Here is a 14,736-nt window from a genome sequence, read left to right as displayed (position 1 = left end):
ACCCCTCTTCCACCGCTCCGAGCAACCACCAGAAACACCAGGCTGGCCGGCACCTCGCGGTGGCCGAGGCCCTGTTGCAGGGCTATTCGGCGAGCCTGCACGGGCCGCAGACCTTCGTGAAGATCAACAGTAGGACGGCCGTTCAGGTCGTCGCGCAGGGTGGGTGGATGGTCGCGGACATCGACAGGATGACGGCGATGTCGACCGACCTCTACGTCCTCGTGGACGTGACCGACGGACGCCAGGACTTTTATGTTGTACCTGGAGAGGACCTGCGTGCCGGGGTGTGCGAGCGGCACGACGACTTCATGGCGAGCGTCGGCGGCGTTCGCCCGCGCAACCCGGACAGCCGGCATGCGGCGATCTACCCGGGAAGCGTGGAGGCATGGCGGAACCGATGGTCGTTGTTCGAGGACGTGGCCCAGCCCGTGAGTGGAGACGCGGCCTCCTGACCGGGTGAGCGACGGAAGCGCCTCCGGCGTTACCGTCGGCTGCGCTCCCGTCTTATTTGCGGCTCAGTGCCCAGGCTTGGTGGCCTGGACAAAGCTGGCCCAGGCGGTGGGGGAGAAGGTGAGGGCGGGTCCGGCCGGCTCCTTGCTGTCGCGTACGGCGACGAGGCCCGGCAGGTTGTCGGCGACCTCCACGCAATCGCCGCCGTTGCTGCCACTACGAGTGCTCTTGCGCCACTGGGCGTCAGTCAAATCAGCCATGGTGGACCTCTCCGATGATCTTATTGATGAGCTGCCTCGATTGTGCCTCATCGAGCGTCAAGTCATCGAGGCTCGCCCACACCTGCTCGTAGGCTGCGTACTCCTCTGGCCGATCCAGGTAGAGCGCTCCGGTCCACGACTCGCAGTAGACCACCGGCGGCTCGGGGGTGGTCCGTTTCGCGGGCGGGAAATCGAGGATGACGAAGGTGCCCGCCTCCGCGCCTCGGTGGATCCCGGCGGTCAGCGGGAGCACTCGGACTGAGACGTTGGGTGTCTCCCCGACCTCCAGTAGGTGACGAAGCTGGTCGGCCATGGTCGCTACGTCGCCAACCCTGCGGAGCAGCGCTGCCTCGGCCAGGATCACCTCGAGTTTGGGTGCCCGAGGTAGCCGCCGATGGAGAAGAGCCTGCCGTTGCAGTCTTGCTTCGACCAAACGCTCGCGTTCTTCTTTCGTCACCTCGTGGCGGTGCTGATAGATCGCCAAGGCGTAGGCGCGTGATTGAAGCAGTCCGGGGATCAGCGCTTCGTCGAAGCGGCGGATAAAAGACGCGGCGGATTCCAGGCCGACGTAGAGCTCGAACCAGTCGGGGACGACGTCGCCGTACGAGTGCCACCAGCCCTTGGCCTTGGTTTCGTTGGCTAGGGCGGTGAGGGCGCCGGCCAGGTCGGGCGTCGCCCCGTACAGCTCGCACATGACCTTGACGTCGAGGGCGCGGACTGGGCCGAGGCCGGTCTCGATGCGCCACATCTTTTGCCGGCTGCACTGCATCGCCTCGGCCGCGCCGTCCAGCGTCATCCGGGCCTCGGTGCGCAGCTCGCGCAGCGCCCGCCCGAGCTGCCGTCGCGGCACTGTCGATCCCATGTCGTCGGCCATCGGCTCCCGCCCTCTCCATGTTGGATTTTGTTACATCCGGACGCCATCGGTGAAACGCGCGGTCGTTGCCGCCGAGAATCAATGTGATTGGGTGCTGCTACGCAATTCGATTACGCCTCTGACCATACAAGACACCCCCGACCGTGGCCATGAACGCGCAATTCCCACGCGCGTCTGATCGGCGTACTGTCGGGGGTGGAATGTTGTAGAGCGAGGTTTAGAGTTCGTGGCGGATCCGGGCCAGGCCGCAGGTGAGCAGGATGCCGAGAATGACCAGTACGACCCTCGTCCAGGGCACGTCTCTGTTCGGCCGGACGCCGATGGAGACCGCCACCGCCAGTTGGGCGGTGAGGATGAGGCAGATGACGACACTCAGCACCCGGTATCCGACGCTGTAGAAGGACCACCAGGTCACGGTGCCGAACACCGCCGGGACGGCCATCAGCAGGCTCAGCCCGATCAGCGGCGTAGCGAGTTTCCACCCCAACCAGGATGGATTCCGTGGTGCCTGAAGCGGTAGCAGTTGAGCGCAGGAATATCGTCTCATCCGCCGCCGTCGAGGACCCGGACGACCAGGACGGTGCCGTCCCGGCCGAACGAGTACACGCTGCCGTCGCCCGGCAGCGCCGCTCGCCGACCGAAGAAGATCGGCGCATCCCTCAGGTAGGCGCCGACCCGGCCGTCGGCCAGCTCGCGGTAGAGGCGGTCGCCAGAACTGGTCCTCGGGACTGGTGCTCAACAGGCCATCCAGCTTCTCGTCGTCACCGGACCACAACTCGTCATCCCCGGGTTGGGTCGAGCACGTACGCGGTTATCCCGGCCTGGGTGAGGTGCGAGGCGACCATCAGCGACGGCGGGTGGTCGCCGCCCACCGACAGCGCCTCCACCTGTACGGCGGCTCGGACGAACTGCCCGTGAACTGTTAAGGCCTTTCCTTCGCTCGCAGGGACAGGTTCACCTACAGCCTTGCTCGTTAGCTGTCCGGTTGCAGACAGTAGTTGGGCAAGCGCGGCGGCTGGCAAGGACAATTCCGCAGTGAAGACTTACGTGGCCCCTCCGCCACCACAGGTGGCCTGAATGCCGAATCGCCAAGGGGGCTTCTTCACCGGCCTTCTCATACTCTCCATCCCAGTCGGCCTCGTAATCGGATTTATCAACTGGGCCCTACACGGCTTCAAAGACGAGCCGAGCTGGTTCGAGATGCCGCCGAGTTCATCGACGCCTGCGTCTCCTTGGTCCACTGCGCTGCCTGCGCCGACAGCAGCCACCGACGTTTCGACCCCTTCATCGGGCCCGTCGGTGTCGTCCGCTGCGCCGACCACCCTGAAGGTGGGGCAGACCCTGCTCGTAAGCACCGGACAGGGGAAAATGAAGATCACGATCAAGTCTGTCCAGGTGAGGACGATGGCATGCAACGAGTACGTCGATAACCCTGACAGCGGCTATTTCATAGTTGCCGAAGTGTCGGTCGAGGTGACGGAAGGCAAGGGGAATGTCCATTCAACCCAGTTCATGTGGGAGGACAAAGATGGCAACACGAACGGAGGTGCATACAGCGGCTGCGGCGAGCCACCCGCCGGCTACAACCTCGGTATCCACGCCAAGCGCTCCGGAGCACTGTCCTTTAACGCCGCCAGCAAGGTCGGGTCAATAAAATACTTTGCAGAAGGCGCCTACTCCCATGGTGAACCCGACGGTTCTTGGAAGGTGCGCCCGTAGCATCAGGACGGCAAGAAGCGATACACGTCCTCAACAATCAGACCGGCGAGCACGGAAGGGGACCTCGTATATCGAAGGACATTGAGGGTGAGGGGCCCAACGCTCAGTGATCTTGGTCTAATCTCTGCCCACAGGGCTGCAGTGGCTGCGGTCGACTTTTCGCGCCATCACGACGTACATGCCGACTACCGGGGAGGCGGCCGTGCCGGCGCATTCAATGCAGTCGTCGACTCTCGTAGCGGCGGGGCCGGAATGAGCTCGGCGAGCCTGCAAGCTCCGCCCCGGATCAGAGCCGCCAGAGGTCCTTCAGGTGAGACAGCAGCTCCCCTTGCCGCTGCTGCAGTACTTCGGGCGTCCACTTAGGCTGATGCAGCACCTGGGAGGTAAGCGGGAAGGGCGAGGCGCCGGATCGGCCGGTGAAATAGCCCGACTTTTTCTCGTCAAAGCTTCGGTTGCTCGCTTCAGAGTTCTTCCGGCGGGTTAGCAGCAGCAGGTTTGCAAGGCGGTGCACCCAGTAGGCGCGTTCCTCGTCTGTGAAGAGCGCTCGCCAGTCGCTGTCCGCCTTGGGGTTCTGCGGGAGCACGTGTTCCACTGTGATGAACGGGTGCTCGTAGTTGGCTCCTCCGGAGGAGAGGGTGCTGTCCAACCGCAGCAGAACGTAGAGGCGCAGCCGGACGACGGTGTAGATCTCGCCGTCGAGCAGCTTGAGGGTCTGACTCCGCTCATCGTCGTCAAGCTGCAACGGGCTGTCCGGGTGCGTGAGATCTTCCCCGCGCTCGACGGCTCGCAGCACCCGCCCGTACCGTTCTACCCGTTGCGTCACATCGACGCGGCGAATGTGCATGCTGGACGCAAGCCGGTCAAGGTTGCGGATAAAGGCGAGGGTCGTCGCCTGATCACCGCCGTGGCGGCTAAGGAAACTGATCGCTGGCGGGATCCAGTCGGTATTGTCGAGCAGATTCAGCGACCGGAGTAGATCATTCACCGCCTCTGCGTCCTCCTCCGCCTGATACGAGGCCCGGCTGACAGCCTTGAAGGCATCCGAGTATGGGACTAGGACGTTGCTGACGAATTCCCGCGGATCGGGTACTCGTGACAGCACGGCAGCGCGGAACTCTTTGAGGATCGTCTCCCTGGCCTTGGTCTTGGCGTAAACCATCCGGATGTGCGCGAACAGTTCGGCGAACTCGCGTCGGCCGAGAGCCTCCTCCTCACCCTCCCAGGTTGCGGTGTATGCGTCCTGGGCGTCGCTGGGTACCTGGCCGATGATTTCTGACTTGAGGATGTCGCTGTGAGTGAGGTTGAGTCCTCGTTCGTTGAGCACGGTGAAGATTCGATAGGCCGAGTCGAAGTCCTGCGTGGCAACCACCACCAGGTATGTGTAGCCATCGACGAAGGACACCAACCGACGGCATTCATCGGCAGACAACTGAGCGAAGCGGCCCCGGAAGAGCCGCGCGTTGAGGACTAGATTGCGCTGACTGTCGGTGAGTCCAGCAGTCGCAACCTTCTCCAGCGCGCTAACGCCCTCACCGTCGAGAATCTGCTTCTCGAAGAACGACTGGTCCCTGTCCTTCAGGGTGAGACGAGGCTGGTCCATGGTGCCCTTGATGGGGTCACCTTCCTGAAAGATGCGTCGGTTAAGTGACGCGGCGAACGATGCGGGCAGAAACTGGCGGACTACGCTTAACAGCATGATCAGCGTGGTCAGCCGCTGCTGACCGTCAACTACCTCGGCATCGGCTACACCTTCCTCCTTGACCAGCACGACGCTGCCCAGGAAGTAGGGGTCCGAGTCCTCAAGCTTGTGTGCGCACCGGGCGGCGGTGAGCAGGTCGTCCAACATCTCGCCGGCCTGTTCGACCGTCCAGGCGTAGGGACGTTGGTAACGGGGGACGCTGAAGCGGTAAGCGTCGCTGAAGATTTCACCTACTGGTCGCTCCGCCGCCTGGATCCGCGTTCTGGCCATCGTGTCCGCACCTATCGTCGACTACGTCTAGAACCTACCGTCCCGAGCCATGAGAGTTTGCCAGACCAAATCCTCTTCGGACATGCCTAACGGTGTCGAAATCCGGACTACCTGGATCGGCTTGAGTCAGCCTTCACGCCGCTGCGTCGGCCGACACTGTAGGGCTCCCGGTCCCCAGTCAGCCAAGGTCGTGCTCTGCCGGGTCGGGGTTGAGCATCCAGGCGAGCGGCATGGTCGCGCGGACCAGGTGTTGCTCGCCGTCCAGGCGGTGCGTCGTGACGGTCTGCGCTGGGTCCTGATCGACCACCCAGTACTGCAGGATCCCGGCGGCGACGTCCTCGCTGCGCTTAGTAGCGGTGTGCACGCCCTCGGAGCCGGGCGGGATGATCTTGATGGCGAGTGCACGTCGGTGACTGGGAGCCGCAAGGCGTCGGATTGAGCCTTGCTCGCTCGGAATGCGGAGCCCGGCCGTCTGTGCGAGCCGGTCCGCGGGGACACCGCCCTGAGCGAGCCACACCATGAGCCGGATCGGGATGTTGGCATGGGCGTATCCGGCGACGGCATGATCGAGAGGACTCCCTAGCGGCTGATCTCGCACCGATGGTGTCCGTCCGCGGCCATCATCGCGGTGAGATCATCGAGCGTCACGACCCTGGGCATGTGCCTGCCAACCGCCTCTGAGCTCATGCGCGCATCGTGCCGACCCGCCGCCTGGATCCGGTCGCGCCGCGGGCCTCGCCGGCTGCGGCCTTGTCCGGTGTCGCGAATCCGACTCGCTCTGCGAACTCGGCCGGTTCGGCAGGTCAACCCCGGTAAGGGGTGAAGTAGCATGCGGCAGTGATCCGCTCATGAGGCCGACCATCGCTGCCGACACCCTGCGTCGGACCCTCACCCAGTACCTGACCACCACCTTCGGCCTGACCGAGGACGGCGTACGCCAGGGCTTGGAGGGCTTCCTCTCCCACCCGGAGCAGGGCATCTTCCGCGGCCCTTACCTGCGGATCCGCACCCCCTTCCGCCCGGCGGAGGGGGACTGGCGGGCGGACCTGGACTGGGCGCCGGCCGGCTTCACCCCTTACCTGCACCAGGCGAACGCATTCGCCCGGTTGTCGACGAAGGGCAGGGCGGCCCAGCCGACCTTGATCACCACCGGCACCGGCTCGGGTAAGACGGAGTCGTTCCTGATCCCGGTGCTCGACCACTGCCGGCGGCAGAAGCAGCAGGGCAAAGCTGGCGTCAAGGCGATCCTGCTCTACCCGATGAACGCCCTCGCGACGGACCAGACGCAGCGCATCAACGAGCTGCTCTCCGACCCGGCGCTCAGCCAGGTCACGGCCGGTCTCTACATCGGCGATGTCGCAGCCATCGAGTACCCGCATGTGTTCACCAAGCGGTCGGAGATGCGGCGCACCCCGCCGGACATCCTGATCACCAACTACAAGATGTTGGACCTGCTGCTCCAGCGCGCCGACGACCTGCCGCTCTGGGAGGGCGCCGAGCCGGCGTACGTGGTGCTGGACGAGTTCCACACCTACGACGGCGCGCAGGGCACGGACGTGGCGATGCTGCTGCGCCGGCTCGCCGCCGCGCTCAACCTCGACGAGCCGGAGCGGCCGCTCGGGCCGATCTGTCCCGTGGCCACCTCCGCCACGCTCGGTGAGGGCGGTGGGCGGGACGGTCGTACCGCGATCCGTGAGGTCGCCGAGCAGGTCTTCGGCGTCGCCTTCGACGCGGGATCGCTGGTGGGGGAGGACCGCTACGAGGCCGGCGAGTTCATCGCCCGGCAGGACTTCAGCCTGCCACTGCCCACCCCGGAGCAGCTCGCGGCCGTCGACGACCGCGACCCCGAGGAGATGATGGCCAAGGTCACCGAGCTGGTCCTCGGCGAGCCCTGCCTCAATGACCCGGCACGCCTCGGTGACCTGCTCCGTCAGCATCCGTTGACGAAGGCGGTGCTCGACTCGCTCCAAGCGCGGCCGTGCACCCTCGACGAGATCATCGACGTGCTGCCCCGGAAGAACGCCACTGGCTGGGGCAGCGTGATGAAGACCCCGCCCGAGATTACGGCGAAGGCTCTCGCGCGGTTCGTCGGCCTGCTCTCCGTCGCGCAGAACCCGGAGGCTCCCGGCCGCCCTCTGCTGAACATCGAAACCCACCTGTGGGTACGCGCCGTCTCCCGCCTGCTGCGCGGCACCTCCCACCAGGCCGCCTTCGGCTGGTACGGCGAAGCGCCACGTGAGCTGGACCCGTACGCCACAGACGCGGACGTGGTTGTCGCCGACAACCGCTACCCACGGTTGCCGGCCATCTACTGCCGGCACTGCGGTCGCTCGGGCTGGATGGCGTTGTCGCCGGAGAAGGACCCGCAGGAGCTGGAGACCGACCCGGACAAGATCTACCGCGCCAGCGTCGGTCGGGACAAGCGACGGGTCCGTGCGCTGATCGCCGCGTCCGAGGACGAGGTACGCCAGCGCTCCCGTGGCCTGCTGGTCTTGGAGTACGGCCGTCGGGTGCGGCCCTTCGATGAACAGCGGGACCGGGAGCCCACCGACGACGCCGTCGTCGTGCTCGGCGACGTTCTCGACATCGACGGCGCCGAGAAGGACCGTTGCCCGTCCTGCGAGTTGGACCACGGCATCCGCTTCCTCGGTGCTGGCCTGGCCACCCTCGCCTCGGTGGCGATCACACAACTCTTCACCGGTGGGGAACTTGACGAGGCCGAGAAGAAGACGCTGCTTTTCAACGACTCGGTGCAGGATGCCGCGCACCGGGCTGGTTTCGTCGCGAACCGGTCCTACTCGTTCTCGCTGCGTTCCCTTCTCGCCAGCCGGCTGGAGTCGGGACAGTCGGTCGGGCTGGACGACCTGTTCGCCAAGATGATAGAGGCGGCGGCGCAACCGGAGATCCTCTCCACGGTCGTGCCGCCGGATCTGCACGATCAGCCCGGCGTCGACAGCCTGCTCGCCGGTGAGCACAGCGGTAGCCGGGAAACCTGGGAGCTGATCAGCGAGCGGCTTGTCTTCGCCACCGCTATGGAGACCGGGCTGCGTTCCCGGCAGGGCCGCACCCTGGAGTTGACCCGCAGCGTCGCCGTTGAGGTTGCCCTCGACGATCCGGCGCGAGCCGCCGCGATCTGCCGCGATGTCCACCTCACCGGCCCCGGTCACCTGGCCGGAATGGCGCCGGACGACGCCCGCTACCTCGCCTTCCTCCGCGGTCTGCTGGAACGGCTACGGACCCGGGGTGCGGTGTTCCACGAGTGGCTGGTGCCGTACCTGAGGCGCGGCGGCACCCGGTGGCAGATCTGGGGCGGCCGGCCCGCCGGGATGCCAGCGTTCCCGAAGGGCCTGTCCGCGCCCGCGTTCCTACTCGCGACGCCGAAGTCTCGCTCGGAATTCGACGTGATCACCGCGCGCGGCAACTGGTATCAGGACTGGACGTCGCGCTGCCTTGGCCTCGACTCCGGGGACGCCGCCGGCTTCCTCAGCCAACTGCTGCCGGCCCTCGCCGCAGAAGGCGTGGTCGCCGTTGGCGATACCGAGGACGGCAACAAGGTGTACGGGCTGATGCCCGGCCACCTGCGGGTGACCCGACTCGACGACGCGTCCGCCGTGAATGCCGGGGTCGGCTGCGACACCTGCCACTGGCAGCAGACCGAGCACCCCGACCGGGTGGCCGACTGGATCGGCCAGCCGTGCCGACAGTATCGCTGCCGCGGCCAACTCCAGGCCGCCCACGACGACACCGCTGCCGACGACTACTACCGGCGGCTCTACCTGGACAGCCCGGTGTTCCGGGTGGTCACCGGCGAACACACCGGCATGCTCACCCGCGCCCAGCGGGAGACGGTGGAGAAGCAGTTCCGCGAAGGCGAGCGCTACACCGACCCCAACGTGCTCTCCTGCACGCCCACACTGGAAATGGGCATCGACATCGGCGCCCTCTCCGCGGTGGTGCTGGCGTCGCTCCCGCACGGCCCGGCCAACTACGTCCAGCGGGCAGGACGCGCCGGCCGCAAGAGCGGCAATGCGCTCGTGCTGACCCTGGTCGGGCGAACTGAGCGGGATCGCTACTACCTCACCGATCCCCGCGACATGATCGCCGGCCAGATCGTCCCGCCCGGCTGCTTTCTCTCCGCCGTGGAGATCCTGCGCCGCCAGTACCTCGCCCACCTGATCGACCTGGCCGCCCGTGGGCGGCTGGCCGGAGTGCTGCCAATGCCACGGCGGGCGCACGTGCTGTTCGGCCCGACCGGATGGCTGACGGGCCTCGCCGAGGCTGGTCGTCGCGACGGCGGCCGGCTGGTGGAGGAATTCCTGGCCCTCTTCGGCGACAAGGTCCTGCGGGCCGCCGCCGACCAGCTGCGTGAGTTCGCGGTGGACGGCATCGTCCACCGGGTCAAGGAAGCCGACGAGGTCTGGGAGTTCCGGTTGGCCGACCTGCGTCGACGGATGCAGGAGCTTGCCACCGCCCGGGGCACGCTGGTGCCCAGCGACCCGGACCACGCCCGCGAGATCAAGATGTTGAAGGCCGAGGAGGGTGCGGTCCGCCGCCGCCTGCGAGAGGTCAGCGCGGCTGCCGCCCACGGCACCCTGGTCGAGTTCGGTCTGCTGCCCAACTATGCGCTCATCGACAGCCGGACCGACCTGGAAGCCACCCTCACCTGGGAGGACAAGACCGACGGCGACCGTCGGTTCCACAGCGAACTTCGCGAGTACGCGCGCCCAGCCCGGCAGGCGCTGGTTGAGATCGCCCCTGGCAACAGCTACTACGTCCGGGGCTACAAACACGAGATCTCCGGGCTCGACGTCGGCCCAGCGGACCGGCCGGCGTACGAGCAGTGGCGGGTCTGTGCCCAGTGCGGCTACGTCCGCACCCACCTCGCCAAGGAGGACACCAGCGCCTGCCCGCGATGCGCGGACCCGGGCATCGCCGATCACGGCCGGCTGTTCCAGGTTCTCCAACCGACCCGGGTGCTGAGCCGCGACAAGCGCGACGACGCCCGCATCCGTGACGACAGCGACGACCGGGACCGACGGTTCTACGCCACCACTGTCGCCGTTGACGTGGACCCCGCCAAGGTCGATTCGTCCTGGCGGCACGCTCATGACACGTTCGGCGTCGACTACAGCCGGCACGCGATGATCCGGCACTTCAACCTTGGGGTGCAGCGCTACGACCGGGCGGCTGAACTCTTCGCGGGCGAGGAGGTGCGAATCAACCGGTTCCACACCTGCACCTCCTGCGGCGGGACCACGGTCGACGGTGTCCCCGCGGTGAGCCAACAACTCGCCGCAGAGGCCTCCGGGTCGACCGTCGTGAAGGGCGCCGAGCACCACCGGCCCTGGTGCCCGTACCGCCGCTCGCCCGCCGCTGCGGACGCCCACGTCGATCTGATCCTCGCCCACGAGCTGGAGACCGAGGCGCTGCGCATCCTGATCCCCGCTGCGACCGCCGTCGTGCAGGAGCGCATCGCGTCGTTCGCCGCCGCTATCCGCCTCGGAATCGCCGCACAGTACGGCGGGGATCCCGCACACCTTCAGGCTGTGTCGGCCACGATGCCGGACGGGCAGAGCGACGGAACGCGGAACTTCGTGGTCGTCTACGACACCCAGCCGCAAGGCACCGGCTATCTGCACCGTCTCGCCAAACCGGAGGAGTTCTGGGCGGTCCTGGAGCTCGCGCGGCAGCGCATTGCCGACTGCGTCTGCCGAAACGAAGGCAGGGCGGTGTGTCACCGCTGTCTCCTCCGTCACGCGCGCAACGAGCACTTCGCCCTGATGAGCCGTGACGAGGCGTTGGGCATGCTGGACAAGCTCCTCGACAACTGGGACGTCCAGGAGGGCACCCGCACTGACGAGATTTCGCTGATCCACCAGGTGGAGAGCGAGTTGGAGGCACGTTTCCTCACCAAGTTGCTGGCGCTCGGTGAGGCACCCAATTCGGGCCTGCGGATCGACCGGCGCACCGATCATGACGGTGCCCGCATCGCCGACCTTCGGTTCGTTCGGGACAACGGCCAGAGCGTCACCCACTGGCAGATGAAACTGCAGAACACCGTTCGAGGCACCCGGCCCGACGTCCACTTCAAGCGCCTGGACGCCCCGTCGCCAGAGGTGGCTGTCTACCTCGACGGCTTCAAGTATCACGCGTCGTCGCAGTACAACCGGCTCGCGGACGACGCGGAGAAACGTGGACGGCTGCGCGCCCACGGCTATCTGGTTTTCGCCGCGACCTGGGACGACGTCAAGACCTGGGGGAGCGCGGAGGGGCAGGGGCGGTGGATGCCGTATGGCGGACTGAGCAAGCAGACCGCCAGGGACAAGTTCCGCGGCATGCTTCCTGGCGTGGATCCCGCAGAGCTTGAGGAGACGATCTGGGTCAATCCGATCGATCAGCTCATGCGCTTCCTTGCCGATCCTGAGCTCACCCGTTGGCAGCGACGGGCGGAAGCCGCTCTGTGGGGCATGCTCAAGCAGGCCCGGGACAACAGCACCACCGACTCCGTAGGCGTCGCGGAGAGGTTGACCGCCGCTCTGCGTGGAGAATCTCTGCCCCCGTCGACCGCGCGCCACATCATGGTCGCGCGATCTCAGGACAATGCGGGCTGCCCGGTGACGATCGTCCTCGACGCGCGCAGCAAACCGATACCGACGATGTCAGCTCTCGCCGTCATCGATGATCTGCCCGCCGCGGTCACAGATGAGGGCCACAAGGACCGCTGGGCCGCGTGGCTTGCCTGGGGCAACGTCATCCAGTTCCTCGGCAATGGTGGCGGCGATGCGGGTCAGCTCGCCGTGTCCACACTTGAAGCCTTCGAGCCGGCCTCAATGGCGGTCACTGAGGGCACGGGGTTCGTGCTGGCTCAACGCGCGTTGCCGCTTGACGAGGAGACGGCAACGTGGCTTGGCGTCGCGGCGCAGCCGGCGGTCGCCGAGCCCGAAACGCTCGACACGGAGTCGCCGTGGCGGGAAGTCCTGCGTTACCTGGACCCGGCCGAGAACACCTTGGATCAGCTGGTTCAGCAGCTCGCACGGCAGGATCTGCCCGCACCGGTCGTCGGCTACGAGCTGGGCGACCAGGGCTGGCAGGCTGAGTTGGCCTGGCCCGACCGACGGATCGCGATCGTGCTCACCGGTCCGTCCGACGATCCGGAGACGGAAGATCGCGACCGGGCGTATGCGGAAGCGGGCTGGCATGCCCGTACCGCTCGGGAGTGGTCGGTCGACGAGTTGGCCGCAGAGATCAAGGCGACGAGCGGGGGAGAACGTCGATGAGCACCGGAGCAACAACCCTGCGGATGCTGGATCGCGCAGACAAGGAGGTCATGAAGCTCACCCGCGCCGACATCGGAGCGGTCTACGAGTTCATGCACAAGTTCCGGCACAACCCGGAGAACCCGGGGCTCAACCTGAAGGCGCTGAACAGCGACTCCCGGCTGATGTCTGCCCGGGTCAACAAGGACTATCGCGCGCTCCTGCTGCACATCTCCGAGCGCGACTACCTGCTCGTCGCGGTCAAGCACCGCGGTGAGGTGTACGACGACCTCTCCCGGTATGCGTACCGCATCAACCGGATCACCGGCGGCATCGAGGTCATCGACATGGCGCCCGTTGGTGACAGCATCATCGGTCGCGTAGTGCCGCCGGATGTGGAACCGGAGCCCGCGCAGAAACCGCTCTTCGACACGTACACCGACTCCCAGCTGCTGGATCTCGGCGTATCCGAGCCGCTGCTACCACAGATCCGGGAACTGACCATCGAGGCCGAGCTGCTGGAACTGCTGGACAGGGCGCCGCAGCTCACCACCGACGTGCTCTTCGCGCTCTTCGACGGCACCCCTTACGACGACGTGCTGCAACAGGTCACGGACCCGGTCCGCGCCGACGAGCCGGTCGACCCCGAGGACTTCGAGGCGGCAGTGGAACGGCCCGCCACGCAGGTGACCACCGACGACGAGGCATTGCAGGCGATGCTCGGCGAGGCCTTCGAGCGGTGGCAGATCTTCCTGCACCCCACTCAGCGCAAGCTGGTCGAGCGCCGCTACAACGGCCCGGCACGGGTCGGTGGTGGCCCGGGCACCGGCAAGACGATCGTCGCCCTGCACCGCGTGGCGCACCTCGCCCGGCAGTTGCCAGACGGAGCGGACAAGCCGATCCTGCTCACCACCTTCAACCGGAATCTGGCGGCCGACCTGCGGACCCGGCTCATGGCGTTGGGCGGGCAGGAGCTGGTGTCGCGTGTCGACATCGTCAACATCGACCGGTTGGCCAGCAGGGTGGTGGCAGAAGCCAAGGCAGGTGGCAGCCGCCGCGTGGTGGACGACAATCGAGTCCTTGAGCTGTGGGACGAGTTCCTTATCGAGACCGGCGAGACTGCCTGGGAGGCTGAGTTCCTTGCCGCTGAGTGGACCCAGGTGATCCTCGGTCAGGTGCTCAACTCGCGGACGGACTACTTCAAGGCGCGCCGTCCCAACCGCGGCCGCAGTCTCTCGCGGATCGAGCGGGACCAGATCTGGCAACTGACCGAGCGCTTCACCACCTGGCTGGAGAACCGCGGCGTCTGGACGTGGCGCCAGGTGGCACAACGGGCTGCCCGCCTCGAGATGGACCGCACCGCCCAGAACACCGGTGTCGCCGGCGAATCGTCCGGCGGGTTCTACCGGCCGCGCTACCGCCACGTGGTGGTCGACGAGGCGCAGGATCTCAGCGCGGCCCACTGGAAGATGCTGCGCGCCATGGTCGCTCCTGGCCCGGATGACATGTTCCTCACCGGCGACACCCACCAGCGCATCTACGACAACCACGTCACGTTGAGCAGCCTCGGCGTCAACATCCGTGGTCGGTCGTCCCGGCTCACCCTGAGCTACCGCACGACCCGGCAGATCCTCGCCGACGCCCTGCAGATCATGACCGGGGAGGTGTACGACGACCTTGACGGCGGTGAGGAGGATCTGGCCGGTTACCGGTCGCTGCTGCGTGGTGGCCGACCCGTATTCCGTGGTGCCGGGACGTGGGCCCAGGAGCGAGACCTGATCGTCGAGCAGTTGCGCAGTTGGGGCAGTCCGACGGACGGCTCGGTTGCCATCTGCGTACCGACCAAGGACCTGGCGGCGGACGTCATCACCCGGCTGGAGGCTGATGGTCTGGAAGTGGTGGAGATCGGCCCGGACGGCCCGAAGCGCCCTGACGGCGTGCACATCGGCACGATGCACCGGTTCAAGGGCCTCGAGTACCAGCGCATGATCATCGCTGGGGTCAGTGACGGCCTGGTGCCTCGGCAGATGATCAGCAGGTACCGGGACACCGACCCGAAGCGCTACCAGCGCGAACGCCAGCGTGACCGGTCGTTGCTTTTCGTCGCCGCCACCCGTGCGCGCGACGAGCTTGCGGTGTTCTGGCACGGCACGCCCAGTCCGTTCCTGACCGGGCGGCTCGTGCAGCGACAGCTAGCCTGATTGCCGC

The 14,736-nt window shown here is 66.6% G+C and carries 9 protein-coding genes; 4 read left to right on the top strand and 5 right to left on the bottom strand.

The window, feature by feature from the left end; all coding sequences use genetic code 11:
- Positions 1 to 59: 59 nt before the first annotated feature.
- Positions 60 to 452 (top strand): hypothetical protein, encoded by a 393-nt coding sequence (locus MILUP08_RS21470; protein WP_039906400.1) that lies wholly within the window; start codon positions 60 to 62, stop codon positions 450 to 452.
- A gap of 63 nt (positions 453 to 515) precedes the next feature.
- Here MILUP08_RS21470 and MILUP08_RS21465 read toward each other — a convergent pair whose 3' ends face one another.
- The 3 genes from MILUP08_RS21465 to MILUP08_RS21455 all read right to left on the bottom strand — a co-directional run bounded on the left by MILUP08_RS21465 (position 516) and on the right by MILUP08_RS21455 (position 2,071).
- Entirely contained in the window at positions 516 to 710 is a 195-nt protein-coding gene (locus MILUP08_RS21465) for a DUF397 domain-containing protein (protein ID WP_007461497.1), read from the bottom strand.
- Entirely contained in the window at positions 703 to 1,584 is an 882-nt protein-coding gene (locus MILUP08_RS21460) for a helix-turn-helix domain-containing protein (RefSeq protein WP_007461496.1), read from the bottom strand. The genes MILUP08_RS21465 and MILUP08_RS21460 overlap by 8 nt, the downstream gene beginning before the upstream one ends.
- A 217-nt stretch (positions 1,585 to 1,801) precedes the next feature.
- Positions 1,802 to 2,071: a hypothetical protein gene (locus tag MILUP08_RS21455; protein WP_039906398.1), complete on the bottom strand. Its 270-nt coding sequence runs from the start codon at positions 2,069 to 2,071 to the stop codon at positions 1,802 to 1,804.
- A 590-nt stretch (positions 2,072 to 2,661) separates the two neighbouring features.
- On the opposite strand from MILUP08_RS21455, the gene MILUP08_RS35450 reads away from it, so the two are divergent.
- Positions 2,662 to 3,303, top strand: coding sequence for a hypothetical protein (locus MILUP08_RS35450; RefSeq protein ID WP_144056982.1), 642 nt, complete (start codon positions 2,662 to 2,664; stop codon positions 3,301 to 3,303).
- 286 nt (positions 3,304 to 3,589) lie between these two features.
- Here MILUP08_RS35450 and MILUP08_RS21450 read toward each other — a convergent pair whose 3' ends face one another.
- Both MILUP08_RS21450 and MILUP08_RS21445 read right to left on the bottom strand, forming a co-directional pair.
- Positions 3,590 to 5,272 (bottom strand): DUF262 domain-containing protein, encoded by a 1,683-nt coding sequence (locus tag MILUP08_RS21450; RefSeq protein ID WP_007461485.1) that lies wholly within the window; start codon positions 5,270 to 5,272, stop codon positions 3,590 to 3,592.
- A gap of 178 nt (positions 5,273 to 5,450) precedes the next feature.
- Complete coding sequence (locus MILUP08_RS21445; protein ID WP_007461482.1) at positions 5,451 to 5,870, bottom strand: hypothetical protein; 420 nt, start codon at positions 5,868 to 5,870, stop codon at positions 5,451 to 5,453.
- Positions 5,871 to 6,120: 250 nt separating this feature from the next.
- Between MILUP08_RS21445 and MILUP08_RS21440 the strand changes: the two genes are divergently transcribed.
- Both MILUP08_RS21440 and MILUP08_RS21435 read left to right on the top strand, forming a co-directional pair.
- Positions 6,121 to 12,549 carry a DEAD/DEAH box helicase gene (locus MILUP08_RS21440; RefSeq protein WP_007461480.1) on the top strand — a complete coding sequence of 2,143 codons (6,429 nt, stop codon included), beginning with the start codon at positions 6,121 to 6,123 and terminating at the stop codon, positions 12,547 to 12,549.
- The gene (locus MILUP08_RS21435; protein ID WP_007461478.1) at positions 12,546 to 14,729 is read left to right on the top strand and encodes a UvrD-helicase domain-containing protein; all 2,184 of its coding nucleotides are present in this window, start codon (positions 12,546 to 12,548) and stop codon (positions 14,727 to 14,729) included. The genes MILUP08_RS21440 and MILUP08_RS21435 overlap by 4 nt, the downstream gene beginning before the upstream one ends.
- The last annotated feature ends 7 nt before the right edge of the window (positions 14,730 to 14,736 follow it).

The sequence above is a fragment of the Micromonospora lupini str. Lupac 08 genome, from assembly GCF_000297395.2.
In the GTDB taxonomy this organism is placed as follows: domain Bacteria; phylum Actinomycetota; class Actinomycetes; order Mycobacteriales; family Micromonosporaceae; genus Micromonospora; species Micromonospora lupini.
This window is presented reverse-complemented; position numbering and strand designations above follow the sequence as displayed.